This is a genomic window from Novosphingopyxis iocasae (assembly GCF_014334095.1).
GTDB lineage: Bacteria > Pseudomonadota > Alphaproteobacteria > Sphingomonadales > Sphingomonadaceae > Novosphingopyxis > Novosphingopyxis iocasae.
On record NZ_CP060495.1, the window covers coordinates 3,061,481 to 3,081,541 of the forward strand.

The 20,061-nt window shown below is 62.6% G+C and carries 22 protein-coding genes, 1 pseudogene and 1 riboswitch; of the genes and pseudogenes, 10 read left to right on the forward strand and 13 right to left on the reverse strand.

Translation table 11 applies throughout. From position 1 onward, the window contains the following. Positions 1-47: 47 nt before the first annotated feature. Both H7X45_RS14625 and cobU read left to right on the forward strand, forming a co-directional pair. Positions 48-242, forward strand: a complete 195-nt coding sequence (locus H7X45_RS14625) for a DUF1289 domain-containing protein (RefSeq protein WP_082835507.1) — start codon at positions 48-50, stop codon at positions 240-242. Then, positions 239-745 (forward strand): bifunctional adenosylcobinamide kinase/adenosylcobinamide-phosphate guanylyltransferase, encoded by a 507-nt coding sequence (cobU, locus tag H7X45_RS14630; protein ID WP_063511967.1) that lies wholly within the window; start codon positions 239-241, stop codon positions 743-745. The genes H7X45_RS14625 and cobU overlap by 4 nt, the downstream gene beginning before the upstream one ends. On the opposite strand, the gene cobD is transcribed toward cobU, so the two are convergent. The 12 genes and pseudogenes from cobD to cobT form a co-directional block, all read right to left on the reverse strand. After that, the gene (gene cobD / locus H7X45_RS14635; protein ID WP_151884688.1) at positions 735-1,736 is read right to left on the reverse strand and encodes a threonine-phosphate decarboxylase CobD; all 1,002 of its coding nucleotides are present in this window, start codon (positions 1,734-1,736) and stop codon (positions 735-737) included. The two genes, cobU and cobD, sit on opposite strands and share 11 nt — an antisense overlap. Then, on the reverse strand, positions 1,733-2,680 hold the full coding sequence (cbiB, locus tag H7X45_RS14640) for an adenosylcobinamide-phosphate synthase CbiB (RefSeq protein ID WP_156493975.1): 948 nt from the start codon (positions 2,678-2,680) through the stop codon (positions 1,733-1,735). The genes cobD and cbiB overlap by 4 nt, the downstream gene beginning before the upstream one ends. Then, positions 2,677-4,137, reverse strand: coding sequence for a cobyric acid synthase (locus H7X45_RS14645; RefSeq protein ID WP_187335494.1), 1,461 nt, complete (start codon positions 4,135-4,137; stop codon positions 2,677-2,679). The genes cbiB and H7X45_RS14645 overlap by 4 nt, the downstream gene beginning before the upstream one ends. A 6-nt stretch (positions 4,138-4,143) precedes the next feature. Continuing rightward, positions 4,144-4,917 carry an ABC transporter ATP-binding protein gene (locus H7X45_RS14650; RefSeq protein ID WP_063511256.1) on the reverse strand — a complete coding sequence of 258 codons (774 nt, stop codon included), beginning with the start codon at positions 4,915-4,917 and terminating at the stop codon, positions 4,144-4,146. After that, on the reverse strand, positions 4,914-5,891 hold the full coding sequence (locus H7X45_RS14655) for a FecCD family ABC transporter permease (protein ID WP_063511257.1): 978 nt from the start codon (positions 5,889-5,891) through the stop codon (positions 4,914-4,916). The genes H7X45_RS14650 and H7X45_RS14655 overlap by 4 nt, the downstream gene beginning before the upstream one ends. Further along, positions 5,888-6,718: an ABC transporter substrate-binding protein gene (locus tag H7X45_RS14660; protein ID WP_063511258.1), complete on the reverse strand. Its 831-nt coding sequence runs from the start codon at positions 6,716-6,718 to the stop codon at positions 5,888-5,890. The genes H7X45_RS14655 and H7X45_RS14660 overlap by 4 nt, the downstream gene beginning before the upstream one ends. A gap of 3 nt (positions 6,719-6,721) precedes the next feature. Beyond that, the gene (locus tag H7X45_RS14665) at positions 6,722-8,605 is read right to left on the reverse strand and encodes a TonB-dependent receptor plug domain-containing protein (protein WP_063511259.1); all 1,884 of its coding nucleotides are present in this window, start codon (positions 8,603-8,605) and stop codon (positions 6,722-6,724) included. 162 nt (positions 8,606-8,767) lie between these two features. Beyond that, positions 8,768-8,976, reverse strand: a riboswitch (cobalamin riboswitch). A gap of 32 nt (positions 8,977-9,008) precedes the next feature. Continuing rightward, positions 9,009-9,422 (reverse strand): cob(I)yrinic acid a,c-diamide adenosyltransferase, encoded by a 414-nt coding sequence (locus tag H7X45_RS14670; protein WP_343061082.1) that lies wholly within the window; start codon positions 9,420-9,422, stop codon positions 9,009-9,011. Positions 9,423-9,481: 59 nt separating this feature from the next. Beyond that, positions 9,482-9,619: pseudogene (locus tag H7X45_RS15365) on the reverse strand (cob(I)yrinic acid a,c-diamide adenosyltransferase); the annotation flags it as partial. Next, on the reverse strand, positions 9,616-10,149 hold the full coding sequence (gene cobC / locus H7X45_RS14675) for an alpha-ribazole phosphatase family protein (protein WP_063511261.1): 534 nt from the start codon (positions 10,147-10,149) through the stop codon (positions 9,616-9,618). The pseudogene H7X45_RS15365 and the gene cobC, both read right to left, overlap by 4 nt. Beyond that, positions 10,140-10,892: an adenosylcobinamide-GDP ribazoletransferase gene (cobS, locus tag H7X45_RS14680; protein ID WP_063511262.1), complete on the reverse strand. Its 753-nt coding sequence runs from the start codon at positions 10,890-10,892 to the stop codon at positions 10,140-10,142. The genes cobC and cobS overlap by 10 nt, the downstream gene beginning before the upstream one ends. Then, positions 10,889-11,986, reverse strand: a complete 1,098-nt coding sequence (gene cobT, locus H7X45_RS14685) for a nicotinate-nucleotide--dimethylbenzimidazole phosphoribosyltransferase (RefSeq protein WP_246449486.1) — start codon at positions 11,984-11,986, stop codon at positions 10,889-10,891. Before cobT ends, cobS begins: the two co-directional genes overlap by 4 nt. A 184-nt stretch (positions 11,987-12,170) precedes the next feature. Between cobT and H7X45_RS14690 the strand changes: the two genes are divergently transcribed. The 5 genes from H7X45_RS14690 (at position 12,171) to H7X45_RS14710 (ending at position 15,722) form a co-directional block, all read left to right on the forward strand. Next, positions 12,171-13,100: an ArdC family protein gene (locus H7X45_RS14690; RefSeq protein WP_063511263.1), complete on the forward strand. Its 930-nt coding sequence runs from the start codon at positions 12,171-12,173 to the stop codon at positions 13,098-13,100. 11 nt (positions 13,101-13,111) lie between these two features. After that, a complete protein-coding gene (locus H7X45_RS14695; RefSeq protein WP_063511264.1) occupies positions 13,112-13,552 on the forward strand; it encodes a hypothetical protein in 441 nt (146 codons plus the stop codon). A gap of 224 nt (positions 13,553-13,776) precedes the next feature. Then, positions 13,777-14,712: a DUF2493 domain-containing protein gene (locus H7X45_RS14700; RefSeq protein WP_187335495.1), complete on the forward strand. Its 936-nt coding sequence runs from the start codon at positions 13,777-13,779 to the stop codon at positions 14,710-14,712. A gap of 70 nt (positions 14,713-14,782) precedes the next feature. Next, positions 14,783-15,052, forward strand: a complete 270-nt coding sequence (locus tag H7X45_RS14705) for a hypothetical protein (protein ID WP_187337185.1) — start codon at positions 14,783-14,785, stop codon at positions 15,050-15,052. Positions 15,053-15,323: 271 nt separating this feature from the next. Continuing rightward, on the forward strand, positions 15,324-15,722 hold the full coding sequence (locus H7X45_RS14710; RefSeq protein WP_063511266.1) for a single-stranded DNA-binding protein: 399 nt from the start codon (positions 15,324-15,326) through the stop codon (positions 15,720-15,722). A 67-nt stretch (positions 15,723-15,789) separates the two neighbouring features. Here H7X45_RS14710 and H7X45_RS14715 read toward each other — a convergent pair whose 3' ends face one another. Next, positions 15,790-16,056 (reverse strand): DUF6437 family protein, encoded by a 267-nt coding sequence (locus H7X45_RS14715; RefSeq protein WP_063511267.1) that lies wholly within the window; start codon positions 16,054-16,056, stop codon positions 15,790-15,792. A gap of 346 nt (positions 16,057-16,402) precedes the next feature. On the opposite strand from H7X45_RS14715, the gene H7X45_RS14720 reads away from it, so the two are divergent. The 3 genes from H7X45_RS14720 (at position 16,403) to H7X45_RS14730 (ending at position 20,059) form a co-directional block, all read left to right on the forward strand. Further along, on the forward strand, positions 16,403-16,624 hold the full coding sequence (locus tag H7X45_RS14720) for a hypothetical protein (RefSeq protein WP_187335496.1): 222 nt from the start codon (positions 16,403-16,405) through the stop codon (positions 16,622-16,624). A 728-nt stretch (positions 16,625-17,352) separates the two neighbouring features. Beyond that, positions 17,353-17,685 (forward strand): hypothetical protein, encoded by a 333-nt coding sequence (locus H7X45_RS14725; protein ID WP_063511268.1) that lies wholly within the window; start codon positions 17,353-17,355, stop codon positions 17,683-17,685. Then, a complete protein-coding gene (locus H7X45_RS14730; RefSeq protein ID WP_063512747.1) occupies positions 17,675-20,059 on the forward strand; it encodes a type IV secretion system DNA-binding domain-containing protein in 2,385 nt (794 codons plus the stop codon). The genes H7X45_RS14725 and H7X45_RS14730 overlap by 11 nt, the downstream gene beginning before the upstream one ends. Positions 20,060-20,061: the final 2 nt, after the last annotated feature.

Consider the following 20,061-nt stretch of genomic DNA (forward strand, 5'->3'; position numbering starts at 1 on the left):
GTCCGTGCACTTTGCCAGCCCCGCCAGCACGAGTTAGAGCCATTCTCATGTCTGCAACGACCATTGATGACCCGCAATCGCCATGCCAGAAGATATGTCGATTGTCGGCAAATGGAAATGTCTGCACGGGCTGTGGCCGAACGCTCGATGAGATTGCAGAGTGGTCCGAAATGTCGCCTGACCAAAGGCGAGCCGTAATCCAGGCTGCTGAGAAGCGAAGAGTCGAGGGCTTCACTCTATGAGCTTGGTTCATTTGATCCTCGGCGGTGCTCGATCGGGCAAGAGCCGCCACGCTCTTTCGATATGCGGCCGCATGCGGGGGCCGCACAAGTTCATCGCCACCGCGCAGGCGTATGACGATGAAATGACCGAGCGAATCCGTCAGCACCGTGAAGAACGTGCTGATTTCTGGCACACAATCGAGGCACCGATCGAACTCGCTCGTGCGATTACATCGGTCAACGCAGGCACGGTGCTCGTCGATTGCTGCACCTTGTGGCTCTCGAATGTGATGCTGGCCGAACTCGACATCGGAAGGGAAGCCGACGCGCTGGTGGAGAGTATTGCGCGGGCTAATGCAAATGTCGTGCTGGTCAGTAACGAGGTCGGCTCGGGCATTGTCCCGGAAAATCGACTAGGCCGCGATTTCCGCGACGAACAGGGACGGCTGAACCAGCGGCTGGCCGAGATTTCCGACACGGTCGAACTCGTGGTCGCTGGGCTCCCCCTTCGTCTCATGGGTTGAGCGCTCGTGCAAGCCGTGAAAACGCGATTTTGTCGGCGGGCAAGCCGATGCGGAGGTGATGCGCTTCCCCGACGAACCGGCGCACGGCGATGCCTTGCTCAGCAAGTCGCCGCCAGAGCGCATTTGCGTCAGATCCACGGACGAACCGGAAAAGATCGGTTCCGCCACGGTCTTCCAACGCCGAGGTCGCGAAAAGGGCGTGCATCTCCTGCATTCGCACGGCAAGGTGTCCGCGCGTAGCGGCCTGCCAGTCATGATCAGCATAGGCTGCCGCACCGATATCCAGCGCGGGGCCCGACACATCCCATCCGCCGAGGCGATCTTCGATGCTGCTCAAGATCTCCTGCGTAGCGAGCACGGCACCCAACCGCACACCCGCAAGCCCGAAAAACTTGCCGAAGGATCGCAAGAGGATGAGCCCCTTGCGTCCCGCAAACGGAGCCGCACTTAGCGAGGGATTGAGGTCGGCATAGGCCTCGTCGACGATCAGCCAGCCACCGCGATGGGCGAGTGTAGCGCGCGCTGTCTCGATGGCTTCGATAGACCAACGATGCCCATCAGGGTTGTTGGGGTTCACGATTACTACGACATCAGCCTCCCCGGCCAATGCCAAGGGATCGGAATGCGTGACCACCTTCGCCCCCGCCAGTCGCCAGCTTTCCGCATGATCGGCATAGCTTCGAGCGCGCACGGCGACTCTTTGAGCACGCAGGATCGACGGCAGCTGGCGGATGACGACTTCCGTCCCGGCGACCGCGCGGCAAAAAGACGGATCGCATCGGAACGACTCCGCCATGGTGCTTTCGCAGAATGCGCGGGCCACCTCGCCCGGTAAGCGCTCCCATGCATCGGGTGCGATCGGGGGCAACGGATAAGGATACGGATTGATGCCGGTCGACAGGTCGATCCATGGCAGTGGCGCGCCGGGAAACGCGCGTGCCATCGCGTCGATCCGTCCGCCATGGCCTGACACGAGGTCGAGATCGGTCATGACACGTTGATCCAGCCCAGGAGCGCCAGGATGATCGCCATGGCGATGACTACCCACCGATAAAGAGCCAAGGCGCGGCGGATATCGGCTCCTGATGGGTCTCTTGCTCCCGAATTGAGCCAAGGGTCGTTGCTCGTCGTTTCGCCATAAGTCCGCGGCCCCGACAGTCTGATGCCGAGCGCGCCCGCCATCGCGGACTCCGGCCACCCTGCATTGGGAGAACGGTGCCTGCCGGCGTCCCGAAACATGACTAGTATAGCCCGGCCCGAACCGGCACATAGCGCGAAAAGAATACCCGTCAGGCGTGCAGGGATCAGGTTGGCGAGATCGTCGAGCCGGGCGGCAATCTTACCGAAAGCTTCGTAGCGCGCATTGCGATGGCCGATCATCGAATCGAGCGTGTTGATTGCCTTGTAGGCAAACAGACCCGGCAGGCCGAAAAGCGCACCCCAGAACAAGGGTGCAGTGACGCCATCCGAAGTGTTCTCTGCCAAGCTCTCGATGGCGGCACGGGCGATGGCGGGCTCATCCAGCTCAGCGGTCGCACGTCCAACGATGCGGCTGAGCGAATGCCGCGCAGCCTCGATCCCTGTAGTGTCGAACGCCTCGGCGACCGCCGCAACGTGTTCGCGCAGTGAGCGCGCAGCGATCAGGCTGGAGGCGACGAGGGCAATCAGGGCAAGGCCTAGCCATCCGGCTGGCAGAAGCAGCTGGATGGCCAGACCGATCAAGCCCGCAAGCGCCACTAGAAACAGAGTAACAAGACCGCCCGTCGCGATCCGCGCCGATCTGCTCCGTGATTGGCGATTGCCCAGACGCTCTGTCCGCTCGACCAGCCAGCCGAACCAGCGGACAGGATGCCCGATCCGCTTGTCCACCGCTTCGGGCCAGCCGACCACGGCTTCGATCGCGAGCCCTGCCACCATGATCCATGCCGCGGTCACCGCGCAAGCGCCAGCAAAGCGTCAACGTCGAGGGCCTCCTCGAGCCCTTCGGCTAGTTCGTCCAGCGCTGTGTCGACACCATCTTCGTAATTGAGCGTGCTGCTCCGGCCGCTACGCAATTTCTCAAGCCAGCGCGAACGGAATGCGTCGCTTGCAAACACACCGTGAAGATAGGTGCCGATCAGACGTCCGCCCGCTGCGACCGCGCCATCAAGGACGCCGTCTTCCAAGCGAGAGAAGGGCTTCTCCAGCGCAGGCCCCTGCGAAAGACCGGTATGAATCTCGTAACCTGTCACCGCGTCATCATCGGCAATTGTAGTCCCGCTGATGGGGCGGACCACTTTCTTGCGGGTCATCACCGTCGTCATGTCGAACAGGCCCAGACCATCCGCAGTCCCTGCCAATCCATCCGCGGCGTCGGCATCCTCGATCCGATTGCCCAGCATCTGGAAGCCACCGCACAGGCCGACGATGTGCGCGCCTGTGCGCCAGGCGGCGATGATGTCGTAGTCCCACCCCTCGTTCCGCAGCATTGCCAAGTCGGCCAAGGTCGATTTGGTGCCTGCGAGGATGACTGCACCGGCCTCGCGCGGAATGGGCTGGCCGGTAGGAATGAAGCGGACCTCTACATCCGGCTCGGCACGAAGCGGATCGAGATCGTCGAAATTGCTGATCCGCGAAAGCATTGGCACGGCAATCAAAATGGCCCCGTCTTTCGGTTTCGCCTGTCCCAGCACCACAGCGTCTTCAGCGGGCAGCCGCGCAGCACAGGCCAGCCACGGCACGATGCCGAAATTACGCCAGCCGGTGCGGTCTTCGATGAAACGCACGCCATCTTCGAACAGGGCCTGGTCGCCTCGGAAGCGGTTGATGGCGAAGCCTGCGATCATCTCGGCATCCTCGGTGTCGATTACGGCTCGGGTGCCGACGAGCGATGCGATAATCCCGCCGCGATCGATGTCACCAACGAGCACTACGGGAACATCGGTCGCGCGCGCAAAGCCCATATTGGCGATGTCGCCCTTGCGCAGGTTTACCTCCGCCGGGCTGCCCGCGCCCTCGACGATAACGAGATCGTGCGCCGATCTCAGCCGATCGAATGCCTCGATCACGATGGGAAGCAGACTTCCCCGATTTGCCATATACGCTGCTGCTTCTTCACTGCGCAGCGCCTTGCCGTTCAGGACGACCTGCGCGCGCCGGTCGCCTTCGGGCTTGAGGAGCAAGGGGTTCATGTCGGTCGACGGCTGCAGCCCCGCAGCGCGAGCCTGGAGCGCCTGCGCTCGACCGATTTCGCCTCCACCCGGACAGGCGGCAGCATTGTTCGACATATTCTGCGGCTTGAAGGGTGCCGCGTCGATCCCGCGTCGCTGAGCGATCCGGCAAAGCCCCGCAACCAGCAGCGATTTGCCAACGTCCGAGCCGGTGCCCTGCAGCATGATCGCGCGACCGGTCATCCTGCGTTACACGGGGCCCAAGATGTCGAGCCGGATCCGTGCGCCATTCCGGATAATCTCTGCCTCGATCCCGAACACTCGCCTCAGACGCTCATTGGTATAGGTCTCTTCTGGCGTCCCATCCGCTACAATCCGCCCCTCATCCAACCACAGCACGCGGGTGGCGTAACGCAGCGCGAGATCGAGATCATGGACGACCGTAAGCACTCCGTGCCCGCCCTGCGCCATCGAGGCAAACAACCGCATGGTCTGGTGCTGGTAACGCGGATCGAGCGCGGCGACCGGCTCGTCGGCAATGACCAGCGGAGTCTCGGCAGCGAGCGCACGCGCGAGATGCACACGGGCCAATTCACCGCCCGATAGGGTATCGGCTGCCCGCTCTTCGAAACCGTCCAGCTGGCAGGCCCCGATCGCCTGAGAAACCGCCGCCTCATCGCCCGCTGACAGCCGCCCCAAAGCTGCGCCATAGGCGAACCGCCCGAGCGAAACGACGTCGCGAACCGGTTGCGGCCAGACCAGCGGTCGGGCCTGCGGCAGGTAGGCGATCTTGCGCGCCCGCTCGACCGGCGAAAGCCGAGCGACCGGCTCGCCATCGATCGACGCCGAACCGGCTTCTGCTTGGAGAAGGCCGAGCGCGAGGCGCAGCAGAGTCGTCTTGCCTGACCCGTTGGGGCCGATCAGCGCGGTGAGTTCCCCTGGTTCCAGCGAAAAGCCAGCATCGACGACCAGCGGCTTGCCGTCCACCGCGTAGCTCAGACCGCTCGCTTGCAGAATGCTCATGCCAGCCTCCGTCGCGCAGCGATCCAGATGAATACCGGTGCACCGAGCAGTGACGCGACCACGCCCAGCTTGAGCTCGCTATCGGTCGGCAGAACCCGCACGCCGATGTCCGCCAGCATAAGGATCAGAGCGCCGAGCATAGCCGATGGCACCAGCAGCCGTGCCGGATCGTAACGCAGGAAAGGCCGCACCAGATGCGGCGCGACGATCCCGACAAAGCCGATCGCACCAGCAAGCGCCACAGCGGCACCTGTCGCCAGGCCGGCGCCGATGATGACCGCCAGCCGTTGCCGCCTGAGGTCCAGTCCCATTCCTTCGGCCGCCTCGTCTCCCAAGGCGAGCGCGGACAGGCCTCGGCGCGATGCAAGAAGCACCACCACCCCGATCGCCATGAAGGGCAGCGCGAAGATCAGGTCGTCGAAGCTCCGATTGTCCACCGTGCCGAGCATCCAGTTGACCATGTCGGCAAGGCTGAACGGGTTGGGCGCGAGATTCATCAGCAGCGCCATGATCGCCGCCGAGAAACTCGAAAGGCCGACGCCAATCAGGATCAGCGTGACCACGGAGCGGGTGCGGATCGCGGCCAGCGCCACCAGCAGGGTGGCGATCAGCGCCCCCGCGACCGCAGCCAATGGCAAGACGAGTGGACCGGCAGTCGCGAGACCGAAATAAAGCACGAAAGTCGCGAAGAGCGCGGCGGTAGCCGAAACGCCGAGGATGCCAGGCTCTGCCAGCGGATTGCGCAGCAGGCCCTGAAGAGCCGCCCCGCTTATCCCCAGCGCCGCGCCGACGAACGCGGCAGCGAGCGCACGAGGCAGGCGGATTTGCCAGACCACCAGCTCGTCACCCTGACTCGATTGAAATGCGAGAGCAGCCAGCACGCGGTCGAGCGGCAAGGGCACCGAACCCAGCGCGACGGAAAGAACCAACGCACCCGCCAGACCTGCCAGCAGGATGAACACCACCCGATTCATCGCGTGTTCTCCCCCGATGTCGCCAGCGCTTCGACTGCGTCTAGCAGGAACCACCCACCGCAAGCCGTCCATGCTCCTTCTAACGGGACGACCGGCAGTTCGCGCAGCTGCGCCTGCGCCACCGGATGGCGCGCCGCGCTCCAGTTGTCGACGTGGTTGGTCGCGCTCTCGAAAAACGCCGCCGCGATCAGGTCGGGGCGCTCGTAGGCGAGGCGTTCGAGCGGAAGGGGATTCCAGCCGGGGCGATCCAGGAAATTCTCGAGGCCGGCCGCCACGAACAGTTCGTGCACCAGTGTCCCCTCGCCAGCGGTCACACCGGCGGGGGTCATGTAGAGAACTTCGCGACGAGGCCGGGGCCTTTCGGCGAGCGCCCAGAGGCGCCGATCCATCTCGGCGACGAGTTCCGCCGCCTCCTCGGGCTTGCCGAGTTCGGTCCCCACGCGCAGCACTTCGCCCCGCACTTCGTCAATCGATTGGGGGAAGCCGATCTGCACGACCGGCACGCCCGGCTCTTTCATGAAGTCCGCAATGTCGTGCCCGCCGCCATATGTCCGCACCACCAGATCGGGCTGTAGCGCGAGGACATCCGCCGTGCGCGGACGCACCGTGGGGATACCGTCGGCCGCCGCGCGCATGTAGGAAAAGCGTTTCCCCGCATCGGGCGACAGCGCGAGGATATCTTCGCGATCGGCGAATTTCAGCACATATTGGTCGGCGCAATAATCGAGGCTGACGATCCGTCGCGGCGCATCGGTGCCCCGCTCGGGCACCTGCGAACAGGCACAGAGCGAGAGGCACACCAGCGCCGAGAGGATCCCCCGCACCATCGACTACATCCGGAAGCGCACGCCGCCGAATACCGCGCGACCGGGCTGGCCGTAACGATAAACGGTCTCGTATTCCTCATCGAACAGGTTCTCGACCCGTCCGAAGATCTCCAGCTGCTCGGTGACACCGTAGCTGGCCCGAAGGTCGGCCACCACATAGCCGTCCAGTTGCCGTGTGTTGCTTGCATTGTCGAAGCTGTCCCCGACAACGAGAACGGTGGCTCCGATGCCGATGCCGTTATTCATCCGGTAATCGACCACCAAGTCGGCCTTGTCTTCGGCACGCCGGGCAAGTTTGTTGCCGGTGGTCTCGTCGATCGCATCGATATTGGTGTAGTTCAGCGCGACATCGAAGCCGTCGACCGGACGGACCGCGAGTCCGAACTCCCAGCCTTTCGCCGATGCGAGTTCGGTGTTGTCGTAGAAGCCGAAAGGCGGTGTCGCGGTCGAGACGAAGCCGATCAGATTGGTCGAATCCCTCTCGAAATAGGTGACACCGATCTGCGCACGCCGATCGAGGAAGCTGTGCGTTATGCCGACATCCCAGCTTTCCGATTCCTCCGGCAGAAGGGCCGGATTCCCGTAGGTGCTATAGATCTGATAGAGCGATGGGGCCTTGAAGCCTTCGCCATAGCTGGCCCGCACCACGGTATCGCCGCTATTGGGAGTGTAGGCGCCGCTGGCCGCGAAAGTCGTTGCATCGCCGAAGGTCTCGTGATCGTCGTAGCGCACGCCCCCGGTCAACGAGAGACCTGTCACGGGGCTCAGGTTGACCTGTCCGTAGACGCTGTTGATCCAGACGTCGGCTTCATCGGTGCCGCTGCGAAAATCGGATTCCTCGCGCTCGGCCCCGAAGACCAGTTCGACAAACTCGGCGGCGTCGAACACGCCCTGATACTCGTAGCGACGATTCTCGCCATTGGCGTCGAACGTCTCGGTATCGGTATCGAAGTTGAAGTTGCGGCGATCGATATTGGTGTAGGCGAAGCCCAGCCGATTGCGGAAACGACCGTCGAGGAAGTCGGCATTCAGCCCCGCATAACCAACGAAATCGTTGCGATAGGAAACTTCATCGACATCCGCGAAGACGTAGTCGGGAGCCGGGAAGCCATCGATGCCCACTTCGCCGTCGGCGTAGAAGCCGCGCAGATCGATGGAGAGGTTTTCGCTCAGGGCTATGTCGATCTTGCCATTGACGCCAAGGCTTTCGAAACCGTCCCTCTCGGCCCCGCCCCGCGCTTCGCTGAAGGCAGAGATGCCGTCGGTATGCAGATAGCTTGCCCCGATGCTGGCCGCGACCGGGCCGAACCGACCCGAAACATTGCCGGTCAGTTCCGTCGTATCGCGAGCGCCATATTCGGCACGGGCAAACATGCCGAGTTCCTCGGTCGGTTCGCGCGTGATTAGGTTCACGACACCGCCGATCGCCTGGCTGCCGTAGAGCACGCTCTGCGAACCGCGCACCACTTCCACCCGGGCGATATTGCCCAGCAGCAGCGGTCCGAAATTGAACCCGCCGCCGGGCGACGCCGGATCGTTCAGCTTCACGCCGTCGATCAGCACAACGGTCTGGTCGCTTTCGGCCCCGCGGATGGAGACGCCAGCATTAGTGCCGATGCCGCCATTACGGTTGAAGGTGACGCCGGGGACGGTGCGCAGCACATCGAGCACATCGCTCGGCTGACGGTTCACTATTTCCTTTTCCTCGACGACGGTGACCGATTCACCTACCTGGCTGATCGCCCGTTCGGTGCGATTGGCGGTGACGACGATCGTTTCGGAGCCCAGTTCCTCGTCTTCGGGGCGATCGACCGACTGGGCGAATGCTCCGGTCGAACACAGCGCCACGGCCGATGCCGCGACGGACAGATAGAGTGCGGTTTTCATTGCAAAATCCAAAGCCAGCCCACGCGGAGGCTCCGGTGCCCGCATGGTCAACTCGACAGATGGCCCGCTGCCGCTCGCCGAGAGCCGCAGCGCCGGTAACCGGCCTGGCTGTCGTTACTTCGGAAAAGAACTTTCCTGTCCCACTGGGCTGGACCCGGCCCCGGACGAACGACGCGACGGCAGGTCTCCTGGCTTGCCGATCAACGCCTTCGAACCGTCTTCCCGGCGGCACCCGCTACGGGGTTTGGCCAGTGACATGTTGGTTCGGGGCTCCCGGCTCACAGTTGCGGGCACAGCGCCGGTATCGCACCGGCTTCCCTCTTAGCTCCAGGCGATTTCGCACCTGCAGCACCGTCTGACGCGGCCAATGCTCGCCTCGTCCGTTGCTGTCAATCCTTGCCTGCTAGAAGTCGATGCCCTGCTGCGCGCGGATACCGGCGTGGTAGGCGTGCTTGATTTCGGCCATCTCGGTGACGGTGTCGGCATAATCGATCAGTTCGGGCTTAGCGTCCCGCCCGGTAAGGATGATCCGGGTATCACCCCTGCGTTCCAGCGCCTCGATCACTGCCGCGGGCGTCAGGTATTCGTAGCGCAACGCGATATTGATTTCGTCGAGCACGACCAAGGCGTAGTCGCCGCTCGCGATCAACTCACCGGCCTTGGCCAATGCCGTTTCCGCGGCTTCGATATCGCGATCCCTGTCCTGCGTATCCCATGTGAAACCGTCGCCCATGACGTGCCAGTCCACCAAATCCGGGAAGCGCGAGAAAAACTTCTTCTCGCCCGTCTTCCACTTGCCCTTGATGAATTGCACCACGGCAACCTTCTGTCCCCAGCCCAGCCCAGCGCGCGGGCGATGACCCCGAAGGCCGAGCTCGACTTGCCCTTCCCAACGCCGGTGTGGACCAGCACGAGGCCGCGTTCTGGATCCTTGAGCTCCCGGCGCCGCTTCGCTTGCGCGGCCTGCAGTTCCTTCATCTTCTCCTTGTGTGTATCGCTGTCGGTCTCGCTCATACGCCCCCTCTTGGTTCAACGGTGAGGAACTGGCCGAAGCCGAGTTCGAGTTCAAATGGGTTAGGTCGGCCGAGAGCCGCGGCGACGCAACGGACGACGCCGAGATGCGTGATGGCAAGGATATGTCCCTCGATCCTCGCGGAATCGAGCAGATATGTGCGAACCCGCTCAGCCATTTGCGCGACACTCTCCCCTCCGTGCGGGCGAGCGCCTTCGATATCTTCTGCCCACTCATCGATCTCGTGACGAGGAATATCGTCCCACGCCTGCATTTCCCAGTTCCCGAAATCGATCTCCATCAGTCTCGGGTCGGCGTGGACGGGAAGGTCGAAATGCGCGGACAACTGCTCCGCCACCGCAGTGCATCGGATCAGTGGGCTGCTGTCGATCCGTGCAAAGCGGCTGGGCAATGCGGCCACCAGTGCATGAAGGTCTTTCTGGTCAACGGCTTTGGCGGGCACGTCCGACTGACCGTAGCAAACGCCCGCTTCGATCTGCGGCTTGCCATGGCGGAGCAGGATCAGAGCCATGCCAGCACGGCAAGATAGAAGCCGACTTCGCTGATCTGCTGCACCGCGCCGAGGCAATCGCCGGTATATCCGCCCAGCTTGCGGTCGAAGAGCAGCCGTGTCGCAGCATGGCCGATGGCTAGGCCGGCCACGCCGCACAGCGCTGCGCCAAGCCCAAGGATGATCGCGCCGACAGCAACCGCAGCAATTCCCGTGAGCGTTGCCACCACCAGCGGCGCTGCTCCGATCCCCTTCGCAACCGGCTTGGCGATCCCCTCGGCACGTGCGTAACGACTTGTCGCGATCACGATGACTGCCGACAGGCGCGAGGCTCCGTGCGCCACGGGCAGGGCGGTGAGTGCGACCATGAAAGGGAGTTGCGCCAGTGCCGCGATCTTGAGCAGCAGAACTATGAACAGCGCTGCGGCTCCGAATGTGCCGAGCCGGCTGTCGCGCATGATCTCCATCATCCGCTCAGACGTTGTCGCGCCTTGCCCATCAAACAGGTCCGCCAGGCCATCCTCGTGAAATGCACCGGTTGCCAGCAAGGTAGCCGCAGTGCCGAAGATCGCTGCGATGAAGGCCCCGCCGATCGCCCAGCCGAGCGCGAAAGCGGCAGCGCCGATTACGCCGATCAACACGCCGACCAGCGGATAGAAGCCGGGCGCGGCCTCGAAATCGCTCTCGTTGAGCTGCACCGCGGGCAAAGGAAGTCGGGTTAGGAACACCCACGCGGCCAAAGCGGCGGCGAATGGACGCTTCATGAAATCGGGGGAGCGCCGGACACCCCTGCCTGAGAAAAGCTTGCCATGCCGAAAAGCGAGAGCGCGGCGTGAATAATCGGCACGGCCAACAACGCGCCGGTCCCTTCGCCCAGCCGCATGTCGAGGTCGAGCAGTGGTTCGGCTTCTAGCCAGTCGAGCAGCGTCCGATGGCCGTGTTCTGCCGAGCGATGCGCATAGACAAAGGCCCGTTCACAGTCTGGCTCGATCGCCCGCGCAAGCGCGGCGGCAGCGGTCGCGATAAAGCCATCGACCACCACAAGTTTATTCGATGTCCCGGCGCCAACCATTGCACCCGCCATCGTGCCGATCTCGAAGCCGCCGAGGTCGGCCAGCGCTTCAATCGGCGCAAGCGCTCCAGTCCGCGCAGCTGCGCGTTCGAGAACATCTTGCTTGTGGGAGAGAGCGGTATCGTCGAGGCCCGTCCCTCGCCCGACGAGTTCGGCCACGGAAATGCCGCTCAGTTTGTGCGCAAGCAGGGCTGCAGCGGAAGTGTTCGCGATGCCCATCTCGCCGAAACAGACGATCTTGCTTTCAATACCGCATGCGAAATGTCGCCCTTGCGCAATCGCCTTCCTAGCCGTCTCAGGCGACATCGCAGGCCCTGTCGAACTGTCGGCCGTTCCCCCTCCCAACGACAGATCGATAAGCCCATCACGTCGGCGCGGCGGATGCGCGATCCCGCAGTCAACGACGGTCACCGGTATGTCGAATTGCGCTGCGATGACATTCGCAGCGGCTCCGCCTGCAAGGAAGTTGGCGACCATTTGGCCGGTAACCTCCTGCGGGAACGCGGACACACGCTGTGCGGCAATCCCATGATCAGCTGCGAAAATGGTCAACGATGCCGAAGCATTCGACGGAGTCATGGCGCCAAGGATCGCAGCAGCCTGAACTGCAAGGCTCTCGAGCCTTCCCAATGACCCTATCGGCTTAGTCTTGTCATCGATCAGGCGCTGTAAGTCGGCTCGGGTCATACGATGCGCGTTTAGCGAATACAGAACGACTTTGGAACGGCATGACAAAGCCATACGCATCGAGCGCTTGTCGAGGTCCATTGGCAAGGGCAGGGCCATTTTGCGAGCCCGAGCAGTGTCGCCACAGTCGCGTGTTGAGCAAACGGCAGCTTTCAAGTCGCGAGGCGAACCATGCTAATGACCGAAATTAGGGCGCAAAGCCGTCATCATTAGACGAGAGGGGAGGGAGCTTTTGCTTTTCCTGAACCGGGACATGTCCGTCCCGGCGATCAGGAGAACTCCCATGACCAGATCCCGCCGCACTGCTTCAGTTTCGCCAGCCCAGCGCATCACCGCCGCCATCATCGAAAAGCTCGAGCAAGGCACCAAGCCATGGGTCAAGCCGTGGCGCGGTGTGCCCGTCTCGCGGCCCTTGCGCTCCTGCGGGACGCCCTATCGCGGCATGAACACCTTCTGGTTGTGGATGGTGGCCGACGGCTGTGGCTACGCCTCGCCCTACTGGATGACCTATCGCCAGTGCCAGAAGCTCGGCGGACAGGTCCGCAAGGGCGAAAAATCGACCATCGCGATCTTCTACAAGAGCTACACGAAGGAGGTCGAGACCGCCGAAGGCGAAGCCGACACCGAGAACCGGCGCGTGCTCAAGGCCTATGCTGTCTTCAATGCCGACCAGTGCGATGGCCTCCCTGCATTCTACCATCCCAAACCGCTGGTTGCCGCGCTCGAGCCCAAAGGACGCGAAGACCGGCTCGATGCCTTCTTTGCCCATATTGGCGCAGACCTGCGCCATTATGGTGCGCAGGCCTATTACGAGCCGCTGCGTGACCGTGTCACCATGCCGCCAGCCGAACTGTTCGAAGCCTATGACCACTACTATGCAACGCTCGCACACGAGCTGTCGCACTGGACGGGGCATTCCTCGCGGCTCGATCGCGATCTCAAGAATCGCTTCGGCAGCGAGGCCTATGCCGCCGAAGAACTGATCGCCGAACTTTCGTCGGCAATCCTTGGAGCCGAACTGGGTCTTCCGGTCACCCACCTCGACCATCACGCCAGCTACATCGCGTCCTGGCTCAAGATCCTCAAATCGGATGAGCGCGCGATCCTGACGGCTGCGGCAAAAGCCGAGGAAGCGGCTACCCTGCTCCTCGAACTGGGTGGTCACCAATCCCTGGAAGGCGAGGCCGATGTCGATCTCGCCGATGCGGCCTAAGGAGCAGTGAGATGGGACGTTCCGTCAGCTATCCGACCGGCTCCGTGGTTGCCTTTCGCATTCTCGATGACGGCGAAGACGACGACGCCGACTGGGTCTACGAGTGCCTCGTCGACGAGGTCATCGATGCCGCGAAAGCGGCCTTCCCTTCTTTCGAGCGCTTCGAGGGATGGCGCGGCCGCGAGGACCGTATCCTCCTGCGAAATGCCTTCGCCGATTGCGGCATATCGACCTATTGCGGGCTCGCCGCAATCTGGCTCGCCGAGCGCGACGATGCCTGGTACTGGGAGGCCGATTTCTACAACCCACGAACGGCGAGAGCACAGCACTGGCTTGGCCAGGTCTCGGGACGGTTCATCGACCTGTTTGGTGAGTTGCGCCTGGTCGGGCGGTTCTCGAATGGCGAAGCGATCTTCAAGCGCTCCCGATCCGCTTGCGCCACCGGGTCCTGATCCTGCCTCATCCCTGTCCGCCGGCAGAGGCCCTTGGGCCGGTCGGGGTGCGCCGCAACCTGCGGCCCGTCGGCCCGTGTTACCCGCGCCAGCCTAGGGCCGCAGGTTTCCCGCTGCGCGGTGCGTCGCGCCCCTTGTCCCGGCCCTGATCGGGCTCCGGCGGACAGGACCGAGGCAATGGTGCCTCCTTTTCTTGTCCGCGCGATCTGATCAGGAGACACCCCATGTACGACAGCTTCATCGACCAGTTGAGCGGCCTTGACCTTTCGGGCCTCAGCATCAAGCCGGCTCCCTTCAACGCGACCGACTTTCCCTGCGAGGACGCGATCGATCAGACGCTCGGCGCCGTATGGTCCGACCTTTTCGCGATGTTCTCCGATACTGCCCTGGAAGTCGATGCCGAGGATATCGCCTGGGGCGTGGTCAATCTATTTCACCGCGCAGCCAGCCGGAAGTCTGCTCAGCTTGACCGGGCCAGCGACGAGATCCGGGTCCTGCTCGCATCAGCCGATGGCTCCGAAGTGCATTCGAGCAATCTCGAAGAGCAGGTCGAGCGCGCGCAGGCGGCCGAAGCCAGCATGCTGGCGTTTGAGCAGATGCGGGAGGCTGCGGCAGCACTTTACCGCGACGAGACCGGTTCCTCGTGGAAGCCCGTTTCCGGGTCGCGCGCGAGCCATTCGCGCAATCTCACTTCGGCCGTAATCGATGCCCGCGATTTCCTTCGCGCACGCGCCGAGAACCGGCGTCATGCCCTGATCCCGGAAGGTACCCCGGTCCTCTTCGCAGGTGGGCGCCAGAGCTTCGAGAGCGCTGAGGATGCGCGCGTTTATGCCGACAATATCTGGGCGACGCTGGACAAGGTTCGCGATGTGGTTCCCGATCTCTTCCTGGTCCATGGCGGCGACGGCAAGGGTGCCGATCGCCTTGCCGCGAGTTGGGCTGAACGCCGCGAAGTCCAGCAACTAACTTATTCGCTCGATCGTCGGCTTGGTGCCCGCGCCGGGTTCAAGCGCAACGAGCAGATGCTTTCCCTCAATCCGCGTTATGTCGTCGCCTTTCCGGGCAATGGCGTGACCGAACGGCTGGTGATCGATGCCAAGACGCGCCGGATCACCGTGGTCGATCGTCGCGGCCCCTTGGGCGCCTCTCCCGGGTCCTGAGGGGGCCTTGATCATCTATATCTGCAATGCCTGGATGTGCATTCGGCGCCGACCCGACTATGGACTGGTCATGCAACTTGACGATCTGCTGCAGCGCTACTTTGCCACCACCGACCTCTCCGGGGTTGCTCCCGACACCTTTGCAGCCGGCATCGAACACTGCCGGGTCGATCTCGGGCTCGAGGAGGACCGGGGCAAGCGCTTTGCACTGTGGTCGTTCCTGCACATGTTCGGGTCTGCCCCCGATCTCGATGTGGCGTTCGAGAACGAGGAAGACCGGGAAGCAGCCCGCAACTTCATGGATCTGCTGGCGGCATCGGAAGGCGATGGAGCAGCCTGATTAAGGCAGGGTCACGTGAGCCTGCAGACCCGCACCCGATACCCATCCGGCTTTTTTCGCGAACAGTCCTGAATCAGGTCAGCTGAGGACGGCAACCCGTTCCTTTCCGGCCGTGTTGTCGCGCTTCGCGCGCCTGCCCGCACCACCCGTCATGAACAGGTTTCCCTTCGGCCTTTCAGGCCTGCGGTGCAGTCCTCCCATGCCCTGCTTCTTCTGGATGTTCGCAAACCGGAGATGGTCTCCGGTTTGAGGAACTGAAGGAACTTACATCATGACCAATATCGCAATCCTCACCGGCCGCATCGCCCGCGATCCCGATACCCGCGAGACCAAGGGCGGCACCAATGTCACCGGGATTACCGTCGTCACCGATCGCCCCGCACGCGACAAGGATGGCAAAACCTACAAGGACGAGAACGGCTACACCGCCAAGGAAAGCGAGTTCCACCGGGTGACCTGCTTCAACGGCCTCGCCAAGACCGTCGGCCAATACTGTTCCAAAGGCCAGCTGGTCAGCGTCCAGGGCCGCATCCACTACACCCAGTGGGAGGACAAGGACGGGGTCACGCGCTACGGCACCGAGATCCTCGCCGACAAGGTCGATTTCCTCTCCCGCGGCAGTGGTTCGGGCGACGACAACGACAACACCGACGCTCCCGATATCGACTGACATCGATGCCGGTCGTCCCTTTTACGAAGAGGCTCTGCCGCAAGCGGCAGGGCCTCTTCTTCTGTGGCTACTGGGTTTGCGGCGCTGCATTCGAAGCACGGGTTGCACCGCGCCCAGTCAGCTTCTCGATCGCGGCATTCTCACCGAGTTTCCCGAGTTCTTCGGCAACCTTCCTCAGACCCTTCTTCGAGAAGCTTTCGAGGCCGCTTCCCAGGATGATTTCACCGAGTTCTCTGGCCGCTTGCACTTCAAGTTCGCGTTGCTTGGCGTCGAGCGCCTCGCGGTCTGCTTCGAGCTTTTGCAGGGCTGCAATCGCGCTCCTGTTTCGGGGCATGTTACTTGTCCTTTTGTCCCCCTCGGATCTGCTCCCCGGTTGTTTCCATGCCCGCGTCATCGGGGTGTAGGAAAGGCAATTCGCACCCAGCAGGCGTTCGATATTGGGACGGAGGTGGTGGGTTCTTGCTCACGGTTCTCCCAGCATGATGGCCTTGCGCCTCCCGCCTCAAGGACGGCGGGGCCCCACCATTTTGCCCGCCACCGGATTGCATCCGGCAGCGAACAAAATCGTTACCCCCACCGCCGCTATCGCGGTCGCCCATCTGGGCGATCCCTGACCCGGGACCCACAAGACCATCGCGCGCACCTCCTGTCGTCTCACGACAGAAATCAGGAGGATTATCATGACTTATTCGATGCATTGCGCCCTTCCGTCACGGAGCTATTTCGAGGCTCTGGAAACAGCCGAGAAGAGAGCGTTGCACAGCTTCTTCGATCAGCACGTTATCGAGGATGACGAGCTCGGGTACTTTGCCCTCGACGAGGGTGACTACAACATGTTGCCAGCACATCTCGCAGCGCGGGTGGTCCACACGGTCCACGGCGGCATGCTCGACGAATTCTGAGACTACCGACAGGGCGGGAACCGGGAACGGTTCCTGCCTTTTTTCTTGTTCGCCGAGTAGTCCAATCAAGCACAAGAAACCGGTTCGGTCGGTTGCTCTGACGGTCGCCCACCGCGATGCGACGGCGCCCGATAAGTGGAGCGGGGCTGTGGACGCGCTCTGTCCCGCGCATCTGGCGATGCGCTCCTGAGGGCGCGGCCTGATTTGCTCCTGGGCCCCGCGTGCACTTGCGAAGCGGCACCGGGTCGGGCGGCGGGAAGCTGAGCAAGCGACATGCCCCGCTTGCCTTGCTTCCCACGCGCCCTTGGCCGCTGCCTCTTTCGCAGGTGCTGTCCTTGGCTGGAGGCGTTGAACTGCTTTCTATCTGCATGCGATCAGGTGCCAGGCCTAGTTGCTCGCGCTCCAACATGGAGATCGGGAAAGGTCGTCCTTGATCAATCCCCCTCATTGCCTGGACCACCTCGCGCTCTTGGGAACAAAGGAGCACACCCTACCCCGCGATTTCGGGATTTATCTCTCTGTTATTGCTGAAGAATATAGTTTGGGCGGAATCAACCCGTCTGCGAGTAGAGCGGCGTTGCGCTGATCCGCTGACAACTCACATCTCTCTATCGCACTGAAATAATGTCTGAATCTTTCGATTGACTGCGAGTTGTTCACGATTTATTCTCATCGGCACCTTCCGCAAGGTGAGCCAGGTTCCGTCGGCCCGACAAGGAACCTGCTTCATGACCCGACAAGATCGGCTTCAGACATTCGTATCTCTCTCCGTTGGTAACTGGGTTCGCCAGTGTGCCGCGGACCATGGCGTCAGTGTCAGCGTCTTTATTCGTGACCTCATCGTCGCAGCGTGGCAGCGCGATAACGAGGCGAAGGACCGGCCCGCTGGGCTCGATCCCGCGCGCCAGGCCATCTTCATTTCGGTAGCGCTCGATGCGCTTTTAGCCAGCCATTCTGACGCGAGTTTGCGCGACCGTACCCACGAAGCGTACCGGCGACGCCTCGAGCGTCTTGGCCTCCCCGTCAACGCAAACATGGGAGGCCATTCCCATGAAGCATAATCTCCTGAACTTCACCCGCGGGAGCCAGCTGCTCGGCCACTTCGGTTTCATGTTTGCAGCCGGCCTGAAGGGCCCTTTAATTGTCACCGGCCTGGTTGCCGTCGGCACCTGCTATTGGGAAGTGCGGTCGGCTCTAAGCGATCACCAGATCTACCTGGTCTGGATGCATATCTACGCCAGTCTCTATGCCTTCATGGAGTTCGATCCGGCCAAGCTGGTCAACCTTGAATTGCTTGACGGCGAAAGGGTCGGCCTCCCGTTTGGCATCGTTCGCGAGTTCCCGCCGATGCGCGAGGCCGTCGAGGCATTTCGTTCGGCAGTGAAGCAGGGTTTGCTGGTCTCGGCGGTACTGTTGATCCCGGCCTTCGTGTTCTTCTGGTGGTTCGCCGAGCGCTTTGGCGGGCGGTCGAAGGCGCGCAAGCACGAGCGCGGCGCAATGCTTGTTTCGCTCAACGAACTCGAAGAAGAAATCGAGCGTCACAACAAGGCATTCCGGGCCGAGGAACTGGGACGCAAGTTCGGCTGGAAGTGGCGGCTTGCGAGCTCGTCGGCGCTCGCCGAAGCGGGCCACTACCAGCCCGCACATCTCGCCGGCGTGAGCTGGCCGTGGCGGCTCGAGCAGAGCCACGCCATGCTCATTGGCACGACCGGAACCGGCAAGACCGTGGCGCTCACCGAACTCGTTGCCGAAGCACGTGAACGCGGCCAGCGCGCGGTCATTTTCGACCTTACAGGGGCTTTCATTGAGGCCTTCTACGATCCCGCGCGCGACATCATTCTCAATCCTATCGATGTTCGGTGTCCGCTGTGGAGCGTGTTCAACGACTGCACGACAGAAGCCGAGTTTAATGCTGCCGCTGAAGCGCTCGTGCCCCATGACGGGGGTGGTTCAGAACAGTTCTGGGTGCTCGCGGCACGCATGCTGTTCGTCGAGATGTGTCTTCACCTTGCCCGTAACGGCACGGCAACCAACGAGGCTTTGGCGCGGCGGCTGATGACCGCTGACCTGTCCGAAGTGCATAAGCTGATGCGCGGCACCATGGCCGATCCGCTGACCGCCCCGGAAGCGGCCCGCATGGCGGAATCGATCCGCGCGGTTTTCAATGCGAATGCAAAAGTGCTCAAGCTTTTGCCCTCGTCCGGACCACGCTTTTCGGTCCGCGACTGGGTCAAGGGCGACTGCCAGGCGGGCTCGATTCTGTTCCTCTCTGCCCGCTATGTCGACATGAGTATCTCCTCTCAGTTGCTGACGCTGTGGCTCGACACGGCGATGAATACGCTGATGACGCTCGAGCGCACGCAGGACCTGCGGATGTGGTTCCTGATCGACGAACTCGGCGCCCTTCACCGACTACCGGCGCTCGAAAAGGGGCTGCAAACCGCGCGCAACTTCGGCGGTGCGATCGTCACCGGGGTGCATGCGTTTGCCAAGCTCAAGGAAGTCTACGGCGAGAACATGGCCATGACACTGTCCTCGCTTGCGCGCACCAAGCTCATCCTAGCGACGGCTGATCGAGAGACAGCGACCTGGTGCTCCGATTTCATCGGTCACCGGCAGGTGCGCGACATGGAAGAGGGCTACAGCTACGGGTACAACAATGCGCGCGACGCAGTCAGCCTGACGCCCAGGCGGCAGATCGAGCCGTTGCTTCTGCCCGACCAGTTTATGAACCTTCCGCGGCTGTCGGCCTACATCAAGTTTCCCGACGGATTCCCCGCTGCGCCGGTCTCGCTCATTCCGCGCACGCGTGGTCGTATTGCCGAAGGTTTCATCGCCCGCGAGAAACCGCTCATAAAGCCTGGCCAGGGTCCTGCGGCAGCGACGCCCCAAGCGAACCCGGGTTCGAAACCGAATGACGAGCATCCCGCTTCGAATGATGACGGTGCCGGTAAGCCTGTCGATTCAAAGCAGCTCAAATTCGACCTCGAGGGGCAGCGCCGTGTCGCCGATGAACCGCAAGATCGGCAGGAGCCTGTGCCGCTTGAAAAGCTGAATGCAGGGCGCGCTGCTGGTGATCTCGGTGCCGAAACCCGTTCCGATGCTCATCCGGAGCTTGAAAAGCTGAACGCGGGGCACGCTGCTGATGATCTCGGTGCGGCAACCCGCTCCGATGCTCCCCTCGATGCGGGGCCAACGCTACCTCTCGCTGCCGTGCAAACCGGTGAGGATGCGCGAGCAGTGGGTGCCGAACAGCATCCGTGCGAACCAGGAACCGCCGGCGATGATGCAGCTGGAAAGGGCGGTTCGACGCAACGAGGCCGTGCGGCGGCCAACAGGCGTCAGTCGCTCACGCCGGTCGAAAAAGACCTGCGTGAAGGTGCGGTCGCAGATCCTCCGGAAAAGGACTTCGGCGAGTTCGAACCCGATATGTGAAA